General features: G+C 41.6%; 21 protein-coding genes. 11 read left to right on the top strand and 10 right to left on the bottom strand.

Annotated elements, in window-relative coordinates; translation table 11 throughout:
* Positions 1-148 precede the first annotated feature (148 nt).
* Positions 149-382: a hypothetical protein gene (locus tag FHR85_RS03900; protein WP_167261130.1), complete on the top strand. Its 234-nt coding sequence runs from the start codon at positions 149-151 to the stop codon at positions 380-382.
* A gap of 16 nt (positions 383-398) precedes the next feature.
* Here FHR85_RS03900 and FHR85_RS03895 read toward each other — a convergent pair whose 3' ends face one another.
* Positions 399-878: a hypothetical protein gene (locus FHR85_RS03895; protein WP_167261305.1), complete on the bottom strand. Its 480-nt coding sequence runs from the start codon at positions 876-878 to the stop codon at positions 399-401.
* Positions 879-1,101: 223 nt separating this feature from the next.
* Here FHR85_RS03895 and FHR85_RS03890 point away from each other — a divergent pair, with 223 nt between their 5' ends.
* On the top strand, positions 1,102-2,040 hold the full coding sequence (locus FHR85_RS03890) for an MBL fold metallo-hydrolase (protein ID WP_167261302.1): 939 nt from the start codon (positions 1,102-1,104) through the stop codon (positions 2,038-2,040).
* A 147-nt stretch (positions 2,041-2,187) separates the two neighbouring features.
* Complete coding sequence (locus FHR85_RS03885) at positions 2,188-3,447, top strand: YeeE/YedE family protein (protein ID WP_167261300.1); 1,260 nt, start codon at positions 2,188-2,190, stop codon at positions 3,445-3,447.
* Between the two features lie 37 nt (positions 3,448-3,484).
* On the opposite strand, the gene FHR85_RS03880 is transcribed toward FHR85_RS03885, so the two are convergent.
* The 5 genes from FHR85_RS03880 to FHR85_RS03860 are packed head-to-tail and all read right to left on the bottom strand — an operon-like array spanning position 3,485 to position 7,260.
* On the bottom strand, positions 3,485-4,561 hold the full coding sequence (locus FHR85_RS03880) for a sensor histidine kinase (RefSeq protein WP_167261298.1): 1,077 nt from the start codon (positions 4,559-4,561) through the stop codon (positions 3,485-3,487).
* Positions 4,536-5,228: a response regulator transcription factor gene (locus tag FHR85_RS03875; protein WP_167261296.1), complete on the bottom strand. Its 693-nt coding sequence runs from the start codon at positions 5,226-5,228 to the stop codon at positions 4,536-4,538. The genes FHR85_RS03880 and FHR85_RS03875 overlap by 26 nt, the downstream gene beginning before the upstream one ends.
* A gap of 42 nt (positions 5,229-5,270) precedes the next feature.
* On the bottom strand, positions 5,271-5,861 hold the full coding sequence (locus tag FHR85_RS03870; protein ID WP_167261294.1) for a redoxin domain-containing protein: 591 nt from the start codon (positions 5,859-5,861) through the stop codon (positions 5,271-5,273).
* Between the two features lie 18 nt (positions 5,862-5,879).
* Positions 5,880-6,623: a cytochrome c biogenesis CcdA family protein gene (locus FHR85_RS03865; protein WP_167261292.1), complete on the bottom strand. Its 744-nt coding sequence runs from the start codon at positions 6,621-6,623 to the stop codon at positions 5,880-5,882.
* Complete coding sequence (locus tag FHR85_RS03860) at positions 6,616-7,260, bottom strand: hypothetical protein (protein WP_167261290.1); 645 nt, start codon at positions 7,258-7,260, stop codon at positions 6,616-6,618. The genes FHR85_RS03865 and FHR85_RS03860 overlap by 8 nt, the downstream gene beginning before the upstream one ends.
* Before the next feature lie 127 nt (positions 7,261-7,387).
* On the opposite strand from FHR85_RS03860, the gene FHR85_RS03855 reads away from it, so the two are divergent.
* Together FHR85_RS03855 and FHR85_RS03850 are read left to right on the top strand one after the other, a co-directional pair.
* Positions 7,388-8,467: an alanine racemase gene (locus FHR85_RS03855; protein WP_167261288.1), complete on the top strand. Its 1,080-nt coding sequence runs from the start codon at positions 7,388-7,390 to the stop codon at positions 8,465-8,467.
* 87 nt (positions 8,468-8,554) lie between these two features.
* Positions 8,555-8,806 carry a hypothetical protein gene (locus tag FHR85_RS03850; RefSeq protein WP_167261286.1) on the top strand — a complete coding sequence of 84 codons (252 nt, stop codon included), beginning with the start codon at positions 8,555-8,557 and terminating at the stop codon, positions 8,804-8,806.
* A 36-nt stretch (positions 8,807-8,842) separates the two neighbouring features.
* Here the strand turns inward: FHR85_RS03850 and FHR85_RS03845 are convergent, their stop codons facing one another.
* Both FHR85_RS03845 and FHR85_RS03840 read right to left on the bottom strand, forming a co-directional pair.
* The gene (locus FHR85_RS03845; RefSeq protein WP_167261284.1) at positions 8,843-9,751 is read right to left on the bottom strand and encodes a pseudouridine-5'-phosphate glycosidase; all 909 of its coding nucleotides are present in this window, start codon (positions 9,749-9,751) and stop codon (positions 8,843-8,845) included.
* A 1-nt stretch (position 9,752) separates the two neighbouring features.
* A complete protein-coding gene (locus FHR85_RS03840; RefSeq protein ID WP_167261282.1) occupies positions 9,753-10,844 on the bottom strand; it encodes a carbohydrate kinase in 1,092 nt (363 codons plus the stop codon).
* A gap of 432 nt (positions 10,845-11,276) precedes the next feature.
* On the opposite strand from FHR85_RS03840, the gene FHR85_RS03835 reads away from it, so the two are divergent.
* The 3 genes from FHR85_RS03835 to FHR85_RS03825 all read left to right on the top strand — a co-directional run bounded on the left by FHR85_RS03835 (position 11,277) and on the right by FHR85_RS03825 (position 13,861).
* Positions 11,277-11,459, top strand: a complete 183-nt coding sequence (locus FHR85_RS03835; protein ID WP_167261280.1) for a hypothetical protein — start codon at positions 11,277-11,279, stop codon at positions 11,457-11,459.
* A 119-nt stretch (positions 11,460-11,578) separates the two neighbouring features.
* Entirely contained in the window at positions 11,579-13,102 is a 1,524-nt protein-coding gene (putP, locus tag FHR85_RS03830) for a sodium/proline symporter PutP (protein ID WP_167261278.1), read from the top strand.
* A gap of 135 nt (positions 13,103-13,237) precedes the next feature.
* Positions 13,238-13,861, top strand: coding sequence for a metal-dependent hydrolase (locus tag FHR85_RS03825; RefSeq protein WP_167261276.1), 624 nt, complete (start codon positions 13,238-13,240; stop codon positions 13,859-13,861).
* Positions 13,862-13,877: 16 nt separating this feature from the next.
* On the opposite strand, the gene FHR85_RS03820 is transcribed toward FHR85_RS03825, so the two are convergent.
* Positions 13,878-14,177, bottom strand: a complete 300-nt coding sequence (locus FHR85_RS03820) for a TIGR04104 family putative zinc finger protein (RefSeq protein WP_167261533.1) — start codon at positions 14,175-14,177, stop codon at positions 13,878-13,880.
* Between the two features lie 227 nt (positions 14,178-14,404).
* Here FHR85_RS03820 and FHR85_RS03815 point away from each other — a divergent pair, with 227 nt between their 5' ends.
* Positions 14,405-15,256, top strand: coding sequence for a patatin-like phospholipase family protein (locus tag FHR85_RS03815; protein WP_167261274.1), 852 nt, complete (start codon positions 14,405-14,407; stop codon positions 15,254-15,256).
* 35 nt (positions 15,257-15,291) lie between these two features.
* Here FHR85_RS03815 and FHR85_RS03810 read toward each other — a convergent pair whose 3' ends face one another.
* Positions 15,292-16,227 (bottom strand): NADP-dependent oxidoreductase, encoded by a 936-nt coding sequence (locus FHR85_RS03810; RefSeq protein ID WP_167261272.1) that lies wholly within the window; start codon positions 16,225-16,227, stop codon positions 15,292-15,294.
* Positions 16,228-16,596: 369 nt separating this feature from the next.
* Between FHR85_RS03810 and FHR85_RS03805 the strand changes: the two genes are divergently transcribed.
* The gene (locus FHR85_RS03805) at positions 16,597-17,532 is read left to right on the top strand and encodes an acetamidase/formamidase family protein (RefSeq protein WP_167261270.1); all 936 of its coding nucleotides are present in this window, start codon (positions 16,597-16,599) and stop codon (positions 17,530-17,532) included.
* 480 nt (positions 17,533-18,012) lie between these two features.
* Complete coding sequence (locus FHR85_RS03800) at positions 18,013-18,777, top strand: MerR family transcriptional regulator (RefSeq protein WP_167261268.1); 765 nt, start codon at positions 18,013-18,015, stop codon at positions 18,775-18,777.
* The last annotated feature ends 71 nt before the right edge of the window (positions 18,778-18,848 follow it).

Here is an 18,848-nt window from a genome sequence, read left to right as displayed (position 1 = left end):
TCCCTCCTTAAGTTGTCACTAATACGATATGCAAAACCAGGTCAAATGTGTAACTAGGACATTTGTCACAAATTAGACAAATGTAGTTTAAGCTGAGGGCTGGGAAGGGTAATTCATGAATATAAAGCTAATTAAAGGAGGTTTAATCATGGCTGATGAGAAAAAAGAGTATGTTGAAAAACATGAAGAACCAAGTCGCACAGGAGCAACCGCGATTAAATCAGTAACCGCAATTATTATTACGCTATTAATCTTAGGTTTCTTAGTCTTCTATGTCTTCCCAATGTTCGGTGGTGGCGCTAGCCAGGACCTTGATGGAAGTCATGTAGAAATGAGCTTGAATGAAAACGCAAGCAATGTGATTTATTTAGATGCATCATAAAAGAAAACACGCTGACTTAAAGAGTCAGCGTGTTTTTTAATGAAGCTGCAAATGTAAAGTGATGGTCTTCCTGTTTAAAAACATCCATATTTACTCGTTTACAAGCTTCCATTAATGCTTCGTTTTCTGTTGGGACATGTAAATAAATCGTTGTGAAGGTGTTATAGGTTAAATGCAGAAGTTCTTCTAACACGATTTGTATTAAGGTGGTTGAATAATAGAGGTTATTCAAATACGGGCCGACTACCCATGCCTCATAGTCCCCCTCTTCATAAAGCAACCCCGTAAATCCTATGGAATCCTTGTTTAAATAGATCATCATAGCACAATGGTGGAAATGATTTTGATAGGATTCGATAGCCTTTTCTAGGTCTTTAACATTAGATAAAAACGGGTAACCATTTTTTCTTGATGAATCATTTGTATTGATATGGATGATGTCATCAATCGTGTTAAAGTCGTTTGGTCCTGCAGGCCTGATGCTTAATGGTCCCATAAAGTAACCTCCTACAAAAAGAGTAGTTAAATAATACCATATAACTAGAAATTATGCAGTTAATAGATACTAATATTACCAAAATTAAATTATTTAATTCCTATAATCCGTTCAAAATCAATCAAATAAAGTTTGAAATGGAAAAGATCTTTCATTAAGAAGGAAAATAAGCCTTTACAAACGAATGATATAACTAGAAAAGATCTAAGAAATGAGGGGTAAGATGTCGAAATTAGAATCGTTGGGTCAAGATGTCACGCTAATAGATGTATATGATTTAAATTTATCTAACCGGACAGGGAGTTATATCATTCAAGACGAAGCATTAACGGTGATAGAAACGAGCGCTAGTCCATCAGTCCCATTCTTAATTGAAGGGTTAGAAGCGATTGGCGAAGCGCCTGAAAATGTTAAACATATTATTGTCACGCATGTTCATTTAGATCATGCGGGAGGAGTAGGGTTGTTGCTTCAAAGTTGTCCGAACGCGACAGTACATGTTCATCCGCGGGGAAAACGGCATTTAGCTGATCCTACTAAACTTGTTCAAGGAGCCAGGGCCGTATACGGTGAGCAATTTGATGAACTGTTTGATCCAGTTCTGCCTGTCCCTGAAGATCAGTTAGTTGAGCAGGAAGATGGGAGTGAACTGACAATTGGTTCACGGACACTCACGTTTTACGATACACCAGGTCATGCCAAACATCATCTGTCGATTCATGATTCGAAGGCGAATGCGATTTATACGGGAGATACGATCGGCGTTTATTATCCGCATTTATTACCTTATGGTGAAACCTTTGTCTTACCGTCGACATCTCCTAATCAATTTGACCCAGAAGCCATGTTAGAATCGCTAAGACGAATCGAAGCGCTTGAAGTAGATGCGATTCATTTTGGCCATTTTGGACGTTCGAGTGAGCCACAAGTCGTTTACGAGCTAATGCGGGATTGGTTGCCGATATTTTTGGAGCTGAGTAAAGAAGCGATGAAACGAGAACCAGATCATCAAGTTGAAGCTGTACATCAGGCTTTATTTGATCGTGTTGCAGCGCATTTAGACGGTCTTGGTGTAGCACGAGAAGATGAGGTGTACCAATTGCTTGAGATGGATATGAGTGTTTGCGCGCTTGGTTTAGTGGATTATTTAAAGAAAACCTAAATGGGTCCGAATCTCCTGTTAAAAAATAGCAGGAGATTTTTTATGTGATTTAAAGTTTTTTGATTGACGAAACAAGGGTGTAGCAAATATAGTAATCTATGTAATTATAATTCCGATTAAATTTATCAGAAAAAGGTGGTTTTAAAATTGGCAACAAAAGTACAGCCGGTTGATGAAGTAAAAGACCCTGTTACTGTCAAAGAAGACGAGACAGGTTTAAATAAACCACAAATGAAGCTAATTATCGCTGCGTTAATTATAGCAGCAGGGTTAATGATTCATTTGATGGTCTCTTATAGTGGCGTGCAAGCCTTATTATTAGTGATTGGTCTCTTGTTAGGCTATACACTATTTCATGCGCGCTTTGGTTTTACGTCAGCTTTCCGTCGGGTAATGTCGGTCGGTAATGGTAAGGCAATGCGTTCGCATATGGTGATGTTAGCGGTGGCTGTGACCTTATTTGCACCGATTCTAGCATTTGGTATTTCATTTTTTGATATATCAGTGTCGGGGTATGTTGCCCCTGTTGGTGTGAGTTTACTAGTGGGTGCCTTTTTATTTGGAATTGGCATGCAGTTAGGTGGTGGCTGTGCATCAGGTACGCTTTATGCCGTGGGTGGCGGTCGTACGGTAATGCTTGTGACATTACTATTCTTTATTGTAGGTTCAACGATTGGAGCGGCTCACTTGCCGTTCTGGACAGAGGATTTACCAGCTTACCAACCTGTATCGCTCGCTGAAACGACTGGTTTCGGCTATGGTGGCGCGTGGTTGTTATCGATTGCGATTTTTGGGTTTATCGCTTGGTTGACGCTTGTCATTGAACGTCGTCGTAAAGCACCAAAAATGGCGACAGTTCCATCAACGAAAGGGTGGAAACGCCTGTTCCGTGGCTCTTGGCCATTATTCGCAGCAGCGATTGCGTTAGCTGTCTTAAACGCACTTACACTTATGACACGTGGTTCACCGTGGGGTGTCACGTCAGCATTTGCTCTTTGGGGGTCGAAAGCAGCAGACTTTATTGGCTTTGATGTCGCAAGTTGGGCTTATTGGTCAGGTGAGAGTGCTCAAGCGTTAGAAGCATCGATTTTAACGGATTCAACAACAGTGCTTAACTTTGGTGTGATAATAGGTGCGTTTATCGCATCAGCAGCAGGTGGCTTGTTTAAATTTACTCGCCTAACGAAAGGGAATGTTTCGGCTGCTGTGATCGGTGGTTTATTCATGGGTTATGGTGCTCGTTTAGCCTTTGGTTGTAATATTGGGGCTTACTTTGGTGGTATTGCATCATTTAGTCTGCATGGTTATATCTGGGGTATTCTAGCTCTAGCGGGAACATTCTTGGCCCTGTATCTACGGCCACTCTTCGGTTTATCCGTACCCAAATCAAAAGATTCATTCTGTTAAAAAAATCCCTCATGTGCTTAAACTCGCACATGAGGGATTATTTATGGATTGGAATAGTGAACCAAAAGGTATTGCGATTGCCGTGACTTGTGACGCCGATCTTACCTTGATGGCGTTCAATGATCTCTTTAGCGATGGCTAACCCAAGACCGTTTCCGCCTGATTCACGAGATCTTGAAGGGTCCAGTCGATAAAAACGCTCAAAAATCTTTTCGCGTTCTTCTTCAGGGATAGCATTGCTCTCACTTGTAATCCTTACGGTGTAATGATCGTCTTCAGGAAAGCCTTCAACCGTAACAGGTGTGACGTGATCATGATAATTCAAAGCGTTATCGAGTAAATTGTTTATAACTTGTTGGATACCCTCAGGTTGGATGTCGGCATGTTGTGCGACGACATCAACTGATAACGGAATATAATACTGGTTAAAACGCCATTCAAATAAAGCTGTGCTTTGATGAATAATCTCGGCTATATCAACATTTGCATCATAATTAAAGGATTGAGTTGAGATATAATCAAGTGTTTTTAATTGATCGACTTGTTCAATTAAGTCTTTTAACCGTTGCGATTCTAAATATAACGCATGGAGTGTATCTTGATTAGCTTCTAAATCGCCCGATTGCATCGCGTATAAATAGCCGTTCAAATTCGAAACGGGTGTCCGTAATTCGTGCGATAGATCCGAAATCATTTTATTACGAACGTCATCATGTTGTTTGAGTTGATTAATCAGACGATTGTATTGCTCGATTAATTCGCCGACTTCATTATTCGCTTGATAATGAACTTTTTCAGGTTCTTGACCAGCTCTAAGCGTTTGGGTTGATTGGATTAAATCGCGAATCGGACGTGTCATGTTACGTGTTAAGTAATAATGGAGCAAGCCACCAATCACAATCGCTAAGACCGTAAAAGCAATCAAATATTCAAGTAATAGCGCTTCAAAACGTGCCTGGGTTTCTGAATCGATTCCATTCATGGAGTCGACTAAGAAACAAGCCGTTTCGTATATGGCCCAACTGCTAAGTCCAATAGCAAGTGTGATCATTAGGATATTAATGAATGTGAGTTGAAATAACAGACCTTTAATAAACCGGTTGTTGCGGAACAAACTTATACCCCATTCCTCTGACGGTTTGGATATGCTGTGGGTGAGCGTGATCGTTAATTTTTTCGCGTAGTTTCTTGATATGGGCATCAATCGTTCGGTCAAATACGACAGTTTCGTCGTTAGGGTATAAATGACCCAACAACTCTTCACGCGAGAAAACGGTGTTTGGATTCTGCATAAACAAGTAAAGCAGGTTGAATTCGTGCTTGGTTAATGAAATGGGATTGCCATTTTGTAGTACTTCCCTTTTACGGACTTTGATCGTTAACCCGTCGTATGCGATTTTTTGGCAAAATCGCCCTGTTCGACGCAAAACGGCTTCGACATGGGCGATTAGCTCATCTGGGTTAAACGGCTTAGTGATATAATCATCTGCACCCATTCGAAGCAGATTTATTTTATCTTGGACCTGAATCTTGGCGGAAAGAGCAATGATCGAGATTTCTTCTTGTTCTTGCTCTCTGACCCATTCGCAAAACGCTTCGCCACTTAATTTAGGTAACATTAAATCTAAGATGACTAAGCAGGGTTGATGTGTGGTGAACATGGTCTGAGCTTCTATACCGTCAGCTGCTTCGACCACATCATAGCCTGCTTTTTCTAAATAAGTGTGAATTAATTGGCGAATCATTTGGTCGTCATCCACGACTAATATCGTTTGTTTCATAGAACTCCACCTCTACCACTTATTATATTAGAATGGTAGAGCCTAATCCATTTTTTCGTACTCTTGGACCATCATGTCGTAATTCATAGCACCAAATGCTTTGTGCTGAATAATACCTTCAGAATCTACCATATAAGTTGATGGAATCGGGATGATTTCATAAGCTGTCGCAACTTGGTCTTCACGGTCGAGTAAAATAGGGAACGACAAGCCAAATTCTTCAGTAAAATCTGAGACATCTGAGATTGAGTTTTCTGATTCCGTTAAGTTCACAGCTAAAATTTTAATATCCGTATTCTCATGGAATTTTTGCATATCAGGCATTTCAGCTCGGCATGGTGGACACCATGTTGCCCAGAAGTTAATCATCACGCGTTGACCACGGAAATCTGATAAACGTACCACACTGCCATCAAGTGTTTCGAGTTCGAAATTAGGTGCCTGACTACCTATTTCTAATCCTGTTTCTAGTTCTTCAGGGTTCCCACCATCAGCTTCACCGCTGACCATGTAATCTTCTGATTCACTCGAATTCGAAGATTCTTCATTTGTCGTCTCATCTTCAATGACAAAATCATAGACAGCCCAACCGAACATGGCTAAGATCGCAACAATTAAAATAATTCGTTTCATGAATAGACTCACCTTTCTTTAACCTAAATTAGAAAACCAAGTATCGTTAACTAAATCGAGTAAAAATGTTGATAATCTTGTCATCTGACCAGTAAAAAGCAATAGACCCATGATCACCATAATGACACCGCCGATTTTCATAATCATGTTGCTATAACGCACAATCCAACGTGCTCGGCCGATGAAGAATGTCAGAATTAAAAACGGTAAAGCGAATCCAATGACATAGAAAATCGTATAAAGTGTCCCTTGTGAAGGGTTACTAGCTGCGACAACTAAGATCGTGGCAAAGATCGGTCCGATACATGGCGTCCAACCCGCAGCGAAACCCATGCCAACAAAGACAGTCCCGAGATAGCCTGCTGGTTTGGTCGCAAATCGTAACCGTTTTTCTTTCATCAGTGTTGTAAAATTGAGCCAGCCTCCGACGACTAGTCCCATAAAGATAATGAAAATACCCGCGATTTGTTGGATGAATTGGCCTGATTCCCCTGATAAGAAGCTTTGAATCCAATCGCCAATCATGGATACACCAACGCCAAGTGAAATGAAGATCAGTGAGACACCGAATAAAAACAAAATCGCGTGGCTAAAAAGTTTGGTTCGAATGCGAGCGTCGTGTTGCCCTTCTAGATCTTTCACACTGACCCCAGTAATATAGGAAAGATAAGCCGGGAATAGCGGTAAGGTACACGGTGATAAAAACGATAACATCCCCGCGCCAACAGCTAGCCAAATATTTAAATCTGCGACATCAATCATGACGTGACACCTTCTTTCGCGTTGTATGGATGATTAAACTGATTCCAGCGATTAGAACGACCGCGACAAACCAAGGAGCGAGTAAAAATGAGAATGTTGTCGTAAATGGGGCCCAAAACTGCATGATTAGGTGCCCGGCGCTCCATAAACTGATTAATAACCCAGTGAGTAAACCAGGTTTCAAATGCTGGTCGACTATAATTAAAGTTATGACAACCACCACTAAAATAATTAAGTTGTAGATCGCGAATGTATTCTCAAAAACGATTAAATCACTCGTATTATAAGCAAACGACGCAAACAATAGCGAATATACAAAGCCATAGAGCTGGTTGTTCAAATCAATGGATTCCTTGTATGTTTTACGAATCAGTAAAATAAAAGCGATAATTACGCCAAAATATAAAGCATTAGCAGAACTAGGGTACGCTAAAACAGCGATAGGATCTTGAAGAAATAACGGGAGCTGAAAGACAACTTTGCCAACCCATGTTAATAAGATGATATTGAGGACAATCCCAGCAATATCTTCGAGTTTTGCGACGTGTTGTGTGGCAAATAGTCGGTAAACGATCAGTCCGACTAGCCAACTACCTAGTAACATAAGGATATCGATAATTGCTGCTGTGGTTGCCACGGTGTTCCCTCCTCTAATGACTGCATGTTACATAAGAAATATGAAAGTTTGATGAAAGTGAAAAAAGATATTTCGTTTAATTTAGAGAGACCATGTTACGATTGAGGGAGCAGAGGAGGGTTTCACGATGACTGAAGATACGCCACAGTTATATTTAGATGCGGATGTTATGGAACGAAATTTAGATCGACTAGCGACGTTTGCTAAAGAAAATGGGTTGAATTTCAGACCACATGTCAAAACGCATAAAAGTAAACAGATTGCACGAAAGCAAATGGACGCTGGTGCTGTTGGTGTAACGGTTGCGACTTTAGATGAAGCGGAAGTGATGATTGATGCTGGGATTCCATCCGTGATGATTGCTTATCCAATCACAAAGGCTGAAAAAATAGCTCGTTTAAAGACTTTAGCTGAACGAGCGCATATCATCGTTAGTATTGACACGACAGTCGGAGCTGATCTTTTAAGCGGAGCATTTTCAGAAGAATCAGTGGATGTCTGGCTGAAAGTGAATTCAGGCCTTAACCGTTGTGGGGTTGAACCAGGTGAAGAAGCAGTAGAGTTGGCGCATTATGTGACGAAGCTTCCAGGGTTAAATTTGACGGGAATTTATACGCATGCGGGTCATGCTTATGGTGCCACATCAGAAGACGAACGAATGGCAATAGCGAAACAGGAAGCGGAAAGTGTCGTCACAAGTGCTGAACGTTGTGAAGAAGATGGTATCACGATTCCAAATCGTAGTGTAGGGACGACACCGACCGTTTTTGATGCAGGTGTATATGATGGCGTCACGGATATCAGACCTGGGAATGCCGTATTTTATGACATGGTTCAAGTTGGCTTAGGTGTCGCAAAGCCTGAGGATTGTGCTGTGACGGTCAAAGCAACCGTTGTCTCAAAGCACATGAACCGAATCGTGATTGATGCAGGGAGTAAGGCGTTATCACTTGAAAAAGGCGCTCACGGTAATGAATCAGTTGTTGGCTTTGGCTGTGTCGTTGAACACCCTGAACTCACTATTGAAAAATTATCTGAAGAACACGGCGTCATCCCGATTGATGCTGATACTGATTGTCCATTAGCGATTAATGACACGATTCACATCATTCCTAATCATGCCTGTGTGACGGTCAATTTATTTGATTCATATGTTGTGTCGACAGGTGAAATTTGGTCGGTCGATGCGCGAGGTGGGTCGAAATAATGACGACTCGTCGTTTTCTGTCCACCTATTTCAAAGGAATAAATATTAAAGCAGCCTCGCATATTAAAGGCGAGGAGGCGATGGTTTATGAGCGAAAAAGAAAAATCAACACGAGAAGGTCGGCCAGAAATGATGGACCACGGCGTCATTGTAAGACCTAAAGGAGAAGAGTGGCATGTGTACTTAGTGGATCAAGAAGACGAGGTAGAAACCTTCGATAACAAGGGAGAAGCGTTAAAACGAGCGGATGACATCTCAGATGAGCACGAATCATTTGTTCAATTGCTCGATGAAAACGGCGATGTGGATAATAATTTAACTTATGATGATGTGCAATAAAAAAGCAGTGGCTCCGTTGCCACTGCTTTTACATATTTATTGATGGTATGAAGCGGCGATCTGACCTGCAACTTCAGCATTGTGATAGACAAGTGCTAGATTAGTTTCTAGACTTTTCCCGTCAGTGAGTGATTTCACTTTGCTTAGGATGTATGGTGTCACATCTTTACCTGTCACATTCTCAGCTTTAGCGTCGCTTAAAGCTTGTTCGATCACGCTTTCGATTTGATCGAATGGAATCTCTGATGCTTCAGGTACAGGGTTCGCGATCACAGCACCACCCTCTAAACCAAGCTGCCACTTCGTTTGTAATGTTTTCGCCACGTCTTCAGGATTGTCAATTTGGAAGTCGACACCAAATTCACTTTCGCGTGAATAGAACGATGGAAAGGTGTTTGTCTTGTAACCAACAACTGGTACACCATGTGTTTCTAAGTATTCAAGTGTACGACCAATATCTAGAATCGATTTCGCTCCAGCACAGACGACTGCGACGTTAGTTTGAGCTAATTCTTTTAGGTCAGCTGAAACGTCCCACGTATATTCACCTTCACGGTGGACACCACCAATACCGCCTGTCGCGAAGACACGAACACCTGCTAAGTTAGCTGCAATCATCGTTCCAGCTACGGTTGTTGCTCCAATTTCTTTCTTCGCAATGACATGACCAAAGTCACGACGGCTCACTTTATGAATGCCTTCCTCTGTCGCAAATGTATAGAGCTCTTCTTCTGTTAAACCAATCTTAATTTGCCCATCCATTAGGCCAATTGTGGCAGGTACAGCACCTTGCTCGCAAATGATATTTTCAACTTTTTTCGCCATATCCATATTTTCTGGGTAGGGTAATCCGTGTGAAATGATGGTTGATTCGAGTGCCACGACTGGTTTTCCATTTTCTAAAGCGTCACGCACTTCTTCTGTATAAGATAAAAATTGTTCCATCTTAATTCAACTCCTTTAATTTTGTATAGACCGTTTCGACGGATAAATCTTCTGCACAAGACTGTTCTGACTCTAAGGTGACAGTCGCGCAACCAAGTCCAAAACGACAAGATTCACTGAGTGACATTTGTTGTGTTGCTCCGTAAATCACACCTGAAGTAAAGGCATCACCAGCCCCTGTGACATCCTTAACATCTACGGGTAATGCTTCGATAAAACCTGATTCCTCTTGGTTATAGTAATAAATACCTTTAGCGCCTAAGGTTAAGACAACCTGTTGGACACCTTGGTCAAGCAACTTCTGGCAAGCTACCGCGTAATCTTGTTCTTGATTAATCGTGACACCTGATAAGGTTTCAGCTTCCTCTTGATTAGGCAAGATTGTGTGTACGCCTATTAGATCTTTGGGTAGTTTTTCAGCCTTAATCGAAGATACTGGGTCAACAAAAACCGTTAATTGCTGTTTAGCTGATTGTTCAATGACTTCTTGTAAGGCATCAGCAGCAATATTCGTATCAAGAAAAATCGCATTGGCTTGTTTTATATGGGACCATTTTTGCTGAATAAGCTGTTTCGTTAACGCATCATAAATCGCCATGTCAGCCATTGAGACAACGAGTTCACCCCTAGGATCAAGGAAAGCACTGTATGTTCCTGTTCGCTCTTGAGATAAGGTCATCATCATTTGCGTATCAATGCCAAGCTTGAAAGATGAATCACGCAACCATTCGCCTTCTTTGTCCTGTCCGACAACAGTGGTCAAGCCAGGTCTTAGGTTTAAGCGGGCTAAGTTTTCGGCAACATTACGAGCGACACCACCTAATGATTCCTCGGTTTTTACAGGGTTTGATGACTGTAGCCGTACTGCTTGTAACGCGTGGGCTTTACGATCAACATTAGCACCCCCGACACAAGCAATCGTTTGTTCATCATTAAGGACATAGGCACGTCCTTTAATGCGCCCGGCTTCAATCAGCCGCTTAATATAATTGGCAACAGCTGGACGTGATAGCCCAATCTGATCAGCAAGTTCCTGTTGGGTAATGTATGGATTGAATCGTATGATTTGTAGAATCTGTTCCTCTTTATCCATGGACTCACCTCCTAAAAAATGAAAGCGTTTCACCATCTATAACAAAAGTTTAAAACATAAACATTTGTTTGTAAAGTGAAAAATATTTTAATAGTTATAATTATAATTAGAGAAAGTGATTATAAGGCCCTAAAATTCATTTGAGTTGAAGTAAGCGTACTAAGGTTGCCTTTAATAATTACTCTAGTTGCCATTTTTTTGATAAGTTTTCTTGGCTTCAAACTAGGGTTGTTGTATTGAAGTTTGTTTATATTAAAATGGGTATAACTAATTATTCAGATGATGGCCAACTTTTGCAGGTAAAAGCAAACTTTTGTCGAATTAAAGATGTATAAACATGAAACCGCTTAAATAATCATAAAATGTATTAGCGTTCACATGATAACTATTGATATGATGGAACAAAGGAGCTTCGTTTAGGAGGCGTTTCTGATGTTCATCATTAACGAAATGGTCATCTTAATTGTCGTATTTGGCTTCGCGGCTTTGGTGACATACGTTTTGAAAGATGTTGTCCAAAGTAAGAAGAGTGGTTACTCCTATCTATTGATTGTGATCGCCGTATTCATTTATGTGATTATTGGTTTCGTTGTATTTGAACTACTATTAAATTAAGGGGGAGATTGGATGGAGTACAGCATTTCATTAGGTACGTATTTCTGGCTATTTGTACCAATGCTACTAGTCGTTGTTCTATCGTTCATTTCATGGGTGAAAGGACGTGACAAATCATAATGGGTACAGCTACTTTAACGACGTTTATTATTTATCTCGTTGGGATGTTGGTGCTTGGTATCATTGGTTATCGTTTAACGAATAATCTATCAGACTACTTCTTGGGTGGCCGTAAGTTAGGCCCAGGTGTAGCCGCATTGAGTGCTGGTGCATCGGATATGAGTAGTTGGCTGATTCTCGGTTTACCAGGGGCCATTTATTTAGGTGGTTTTGGAAGTGCATGGCTTGCTGTTGGTTTAACCATTGGAGCATATTTGAACTGGCAGTTTATCGCGAAACGTTTGCGTATTTATACTGAAGTGTCTAATGATGCGATCACATTGCCAGACTTTCTAGAGAAGCGTTTTCGTGATAACTCACGTTTATTACGTAGTGCTTCAGCAGCTGTTATTTTGATTTTCTTCACGGTTTATGTAGCTTCCGGTTTAGTCGGTGGCGCTGTCTTATTCAGCAATACATTTGGGTATGACTATATGGTCGCGTTACTCATTGGTGGATTAGTCATTATCGCTTATACGTTCTTAGGTGGCTTTATTGCGGTAAGTTGGACGGACTTCATTCAAGGAATTCTCATGTTCTTAGCCTTAATTGTCTTACCTTTTGTCGCCATTTCCGAATTAGGTGGCTGGAGTGAAACAATAAGAGTTGTAGGTGAATTATCAGAAGGAAGCCACTTGAATATGATTCAGGGCGTAAGTACGCTTGCTATTATTTCCTCACTTGCTTGGGGGCTGGGTTACTTCGGTCAACCTCATATTCTAGCACGTTTCATGGCGATTCGGACGCATAAAGATGTGCCAACCGCACGTTTAATCGGTATGAGTTGGATGGTCTTCTCATTATTTGGTGCGATTTTTGTGGGGATTGCAGGTTTTGCTTATATTGGAACAGAAGCAGTGCAATCAGAATTAGCTAATCGTGGAATTGAAGCATCAATGGATGGCAGTATGTTGATGCTAGCTAATGAAGAAGCAGTCTTTATTGCCATGACTCAACTATTAACGCATCCTGTTGTGGCAGGTGTGCTACTAGCAGCGATTTTAGCGGCTATTATGAGTACGGTTGACTCCCAGTTACTTGTGTCATCATCAGCTGTGGCTGAAGACTTTTATAAAGGCTTCTTCCGCAAAAATGCCTCTAATAAAGAGTTAATCTGGGTCGCGCGTATCTCAGTTATTGTGATCGCGTTAATTGCCTTAATTATCGCGAGTGACGACGAAAGCCGCGTACTCGATCTCGTGGCGAACGCCTGGGCCGGATTCGGTGCTTCGTTCGGTCCAATTGTGGTCCTCAGTTTATTCTGGAAACGCTTAACGCGTAACGGCGCCTTAGCTGGTATTATTGTCGGCGCGGTGACTGTCTTAACTTGGGATCAATTCGATCCGTTTGATGGCTTGTATTCGTTAGTGCCAGGATTCTTGTTTGCGACGATTGTAGCTGTTGGTATTAGCTTAATAGGTCGTGGACCGTCACAAGAAATTCAAGATGAATTTGACAAGACGAAAGAAATGTCTAAATCATAAAGATAAGTAACGACAGATATCCTTCCTGCTTTTAAAGTGGGGAGGATTTTTTGTGTCTAAAGGCTGATGGCGCTGAATGCGGGAGAGTTGGTATGATGATAAACGTCATTCACAACAAGAAAGGATCGAGACATCATGATGGCAAAAGGGCATCAAGCCATGGGGTTAACCTGGGGAGTGGCTGCGATTACATTTGAGAGATGGTTACCGCTCGAGTTAAATGGCGTACCTGAGACGTTATTATTTTTAGCGGTCGTTTTAATAGGCGCTTTATTACCCGACGTTGACTCCAAACAATCAAAATTAGGACGTTATGTGTATCCGATTTTCGCTGGAGTGCTAGCTTTAATCGTTATAGGGGCCATCTGGCGTCCTGAGATGTTAAGCGTTTTTACAGAACAACGTACGAGTTTTTTATTAATCGGAATGGGACTCATTTTACTTATGTTAACGTCACACCGAACGTGGACGCATTCTTTAGTTTTTGTGGTTCTCGTAGGTGTTGCCTTAACGATGCTACAAACATCTTTTGGTATATCAGAAACGCTGCAATACGGATTTTTAATCGGTGTTGTATCGCATATTTTCGGTGACTTCTTAACGAAGCAAGGCGTGCCACTACTTTATCCACTTAGTCAGAAGAAGTTCAAGTTTATCTTGTCTTTTAGAACCGGATCGCTAGTTGAAAACGTCGTTGTTGTCGGGTTAGTAGGGTTGTGTGTTTGGATGTTAGCTAGTTCTGTGATGCCGTTTTACTGAAACTTGGAACATTTGATTAAATGATATTCTGTTCCTCATTCGAAAAAGTCATCAATGAACAATAAGCGATGAAGTAAGATGGGATTAAAAGCGCCCATATAACAAACACCCACCAAAATGATATATTAAAGAGCAAAGGAAGCAACATAGGAATTGGGACGAATGATCCGGCCACCCCAAATCGTCTATGCGTTTCCTTTGATATAAATTGTGTGCCATCACAGTAAGGGCAAGTCAAGCGTGTGTCTAATACAAATGCACGTTTCATTGTGTCCTTAAAAGTCCATGTTTCGAAACAGCGTTGGCAAGTTGGCAAGTTGGCATGGGTGGTCAACTCCTTAACCTAAACGTTCGTTATTCTGACAAGGATTTTATAATGTTTAATTTAGCTTAATTAACAGTGTTACATAAAGTTATAAATGTATAAACAATAATCTTGATTTTAATTTTTAATTTGCTTTACGAACACACATATGCCATTTGGTCTGTGTGTTTTTTTATATGGTAAAATAATAGTTAGTTTTGAATAGAACGAGGGATACGATGAAACAAACAGGATTAGTGTTAGAAGGTGGCGGCAGTCGCGGGGTTTATTCGGCTGGCGTGTTGCGTTATATGATGGAGCAGGATTGGTATTTACCGTATACGATTGGCGTATCAGCAGGGGCTTGTAATGGCTCGTCTTATGTGGCGAGGCAGTTGGATCGGAACCGGCAAGTGAATATTGATTTTGTTGATCATCCGGATTATTTGTCGCTTCGGAATTTGGTTCGAAAACGGCAATTGTTCGGAATGGATTTTTTGTTTGATACGTTGCCGAATGAATTGGCGCCGTTTGATTATCAGACGTTTGATCAGGCGACAGAAGATTTTGTTGTCGGTGTGACGGATTGTATGACGGGTGAAGCGTTGTATTACCAGAAGTCGGATTATCCTGATGATATGGTCACGTTGCTGAGAGCATCGAGTTCTCTACCGTTAGTCGCGCCTGTCGTTGAGTTTGAAGGACGTTATTTAATGGATGGTGGAATTGCGGATCCGATTCCACTGACACAATCGGAGCGTGATGGGAATACGAAACATGTCATTGTGCTTACAAAGGAACGAGGATACTATAAAAAACCGCAATCCTTTCGTAGATGGATCAGGCGAAAGTATCGGGATTACCCTGGGTTACTTGAAGCGTTGGACCGCAGGCATCATGTCTATAATGAAACGCTCGATTATATTTATGAACAGGAAGCAAAGGGCAATGTATTTGTGATTAGTCCGTCACGTGCACCAGATGTTGGCAGGGTCGAGCGAAATAAACAAAAGTTAACGGCGCTTTATAATCAAGGTTATCATGATGTGGAGTACTTGGCGTCGTCGTTAAGAGAATTTTTAGATCAATAAAAAAGCTGGATGAGTGCGCTCATCCAGCTTTTCGTTTAATCGATATCAATAATGATTTTGCCTTTAGCATGATGGGTTTCGCTTAATGCATGGGCGTCGCGAATGCCTTGTTCAGATAGAGGGTATTGATGACCAACGATTGGCTTAATTTTCTCCTCTTCAAGCAGTTTTGCGATTGCGCGCATTTGTTCACCAACAGGTTCTAACCAAACAAAGCCTGCTTTGACCCCGTGTGCTTCAGCTTGTTCTTGGTCAGGTGGTGCTGCGACAGAAGCGAGTAGACCGCCATCCTTTAACACTTTATAGCTACGTTCTTGAATCTCGCCGCCAAGTGTATCAAGTACGAAATCGACATCTTCTAATTCGTCGTCGAAGTCTTGTTTTTTATAGTCAATGACTTTATCAGCACCGAGTGAATAAAGGAATTCAACGTTGTGTGTGCTTGCGGTTGTGACGACTTTTGCGCCTGTTACTTTGGCTAGTTGAATCGCCATCGTACCAACGCCGCCAGCACCAGCGTGAATGAGGACTTTGTCACCTGGTTGAATGTCAGCGAAATCGTATAGACATTGCCAAGCTGTCATCGTTGTAAGGGGTACACCTGCAGCTTCTTGGTAAGTGAGGTTTTCAGGAATATGCGCAAGTAAATGAGCATCGACTGGTGTGTATTCCGCGTACGTTCCTTGATCCGTTAGTTCTGGGCGCGCAAAGACACGGTCGCCAATTTCGAAATCAGTCACATCGTCTGCCACTTCATCAACGACACCTGCTGTATCCCAACCTAAAATCACAGGAAATTCGAATGGGACCATATCTTGTAAATAGCCTGCACGAAGCTTCCAGTCTATCGGGTTAATAGAAGTTGCGTGCTGTTTGACGATGACCTGACCTGAAGCTGGTCTCGGTTTTTCAATATTTTCTTCAATGAGCTGTTCCTGCCCACCGTAATTGTGTATTCGAACGGCTTTCATAGGGCCGTACCCTCCTTGTTATGCTTAATAAGTTACCTTGCAATTGTATGTGAAATCGATGCTTTAGCCAAATGATGTGCTTGAGAAGGGGTGTTCCTCCTTATGACGACGGGGTCGCCGATATATTGCGGCAAGTCGCTGATATATTTAATATGGCGCTGTTATATTTTGTGAGGCGCCGATATAAATCAGAACTCGTCGGTAAATCTCTCAGGGCGCTGATCAAGCAAAAATAACGGCTACTATTTTGGATAAGTGGCTGATATACATAAACGGCGCTGATAAATTTTCATCCTAAATAATTTTCAGAATTATTCACTAAAAATTCTGATCAATTTATGCTATGATGCTTGGAAAAGGAGTGATTCGATGCATCATCATCAACATACGATTCATAAACACAGTCACCACACAGTTTGGGATAATAGTATCGAGCCGATTCAATCGGTGAAACCGGGAGAAAGTGTGCATTTTGAGGTTCATGATGCATCTGGTGGTCAATTGTCAGCGAAATCGACGGCTCAAGATGTCGCGAATATGGATTTCAGCAAGGTGAATCCTGTGACAGGGCCAATTTACATTGAAGGTGCTGAGCCAGGTGATACGTTAGAAGTTGAGATTGAGCATTTCGGGACGATGAGTTGGGGATGGACGGCGGTTATCCCAGGTTTCGGTTTGTTAAGCGATCAATTTCCAGATCCTCATTTGAAAATATGGGATTTAAGTGGCCAGCAAACGGCTCAGTTTACAGATGGCATTGAAATTCCGACGAAGCCGTTTCCTGGGACGATTGGTGTGGCACTGCCTGAAACGGGTCCGCATAGTTTAGTGCCACCGCGTCACAATGGTGGCAATATGGATATTCGTCATTTAACGAAGGGCACGCGATTATTACTACCAGTCTGGGTAGCAGGTGCTTTATTTTCAGTCGGTGACACTCATGCTGCGCAAGGGGACGGAGAAGTGTGTGGCACCGCGATTGAGGCCCCGATGGAAATTCAACTTAAGTTCAAGCTCCATAAAGGAAAATCCATTCAAGAACCTCGCTTTATCACGCCTGGTCCGCTAACGACCGATTTGGATGAGCAAGGGTACTACGTGACAACGGGCCATAGCGATGATTTAATGACAGCTTCGAAAAAAGCAGTTGAATACATGATCGAACATCTTGGGGAAACATATGGCTTGAGCGATGTTGATGCTTACACATTATCGAGTGTAGCTGTTGACTTGAAGATTAGTGAAATCGTCGATGTGCCGAATTACCTTGTGTCCGCTTATTTACCGCAGAAAGTTTTTAAATAGAGAATTATGTGCATCTCCTTAGTCGTGTGATTAGGGAGGTGTCATTTTTTATCGGCGCGATTTTAGGGATTATCATCGACTGTGCACAACTTTCCATCGAGTTCGGGTGAAATATCATCGACAAGGAGGATTTACCATCAACTATTCACAACTTACCATCGAGTCTGATTGAAATACCATCGCCAATGCACCTTTTTCCATCGATAATCCACAACTATCAGTGTACATAAAGAAATTAAAAGTCCGCCACTGTGCATAACTGGCTAGTTTTCCACTGTTAGTTTGTGGAAAACTTCACACTATACACAAGAAAGTGTGTACAAATGTGCATAAGTGAGCGTTTACATAGTGTTTTCCACAAAAAATAAAAGTTTATCCCGAATTTATACACAAATTAAGTGGATTTTTCCCAAGTCTATACACAGTTTTCCACTATTTATCCACTAAAATGGTGTTGACTTTAACGTTACGTGAGGGATTATGCTTCTAGTGAAGGAGTTGGTCAGATTGAAAGTACAGGACGTTGCAGAATTAGTCGGGATTAGTGTGCGCACGCTTCATCATTATGATGAGATTGGCTTGTTAACGCCTGAAAAGGATCCGGATACAGGCTACCGTGATTATCATGATGAGGATTTAACGGTGCTTCAGCATATTTTATTTTTTAAGACATTAGGCTTTTCATTACAAGATATTAAGGAAATCATCCACAATCCAGATTATGACCAACTCGAAGCTTTGAAGCTCCACCGAAAAATGTTGATCGACAAACGGGATCAACTCGATCAAATGTTACAGACGGTGGATGAAACGATTCGTGCACAAGAAGGGGGTGTACCTATGGCGAATGATGATAAATTTAAGGGATTTGATTTCAGTCACAATCCTTACGAAGCTGAGGCGCGTGAACGTTGGGGTGATGCGAAAGTTGATGAAGCTCAAGCAAATGCGATGCAGATGGGTGAAGATCAGCAGGAGCAGATGAATGAGATTTACCGTGAATTAGCTGCGATCAGACATGAAGATCCAGCCTCTAAACTAGCGCAGGATGGGATTAAAGAATGGTATGACTTTTTGAATCATCATTTTGCAACTTATACTCCAGACATGTTTAAAGGTCTAGGGATGATGTATGTGCAAGATGAACGTTTTCAAAAGAACATCGACCAGTTCGGTGATGGTTTAGCGCAGTTTATGAGCGAGGCAATGGCCGTTTTTGCTGATCGTCAGAAATCAGAAGCATAAACGTCGAGCGCCCTTCATATCATGGTGGGAAACGATATGATGGAGGGTGTTTATGGAAAGATGTCGCTATT

The organism is Alkalibacillus almallahensis (assembly GCF_011761495.1).
Classification (GTDB): domain Bacteria; phylum Bacillota; class Bacilli; order Bacillales; family Alkalibacillaceae; genus Alkalibacillus; species Alkalibacillus almallahensis.
This window is presented reverse-complemented; position numbering and strand designations above follow the sequence as displayed.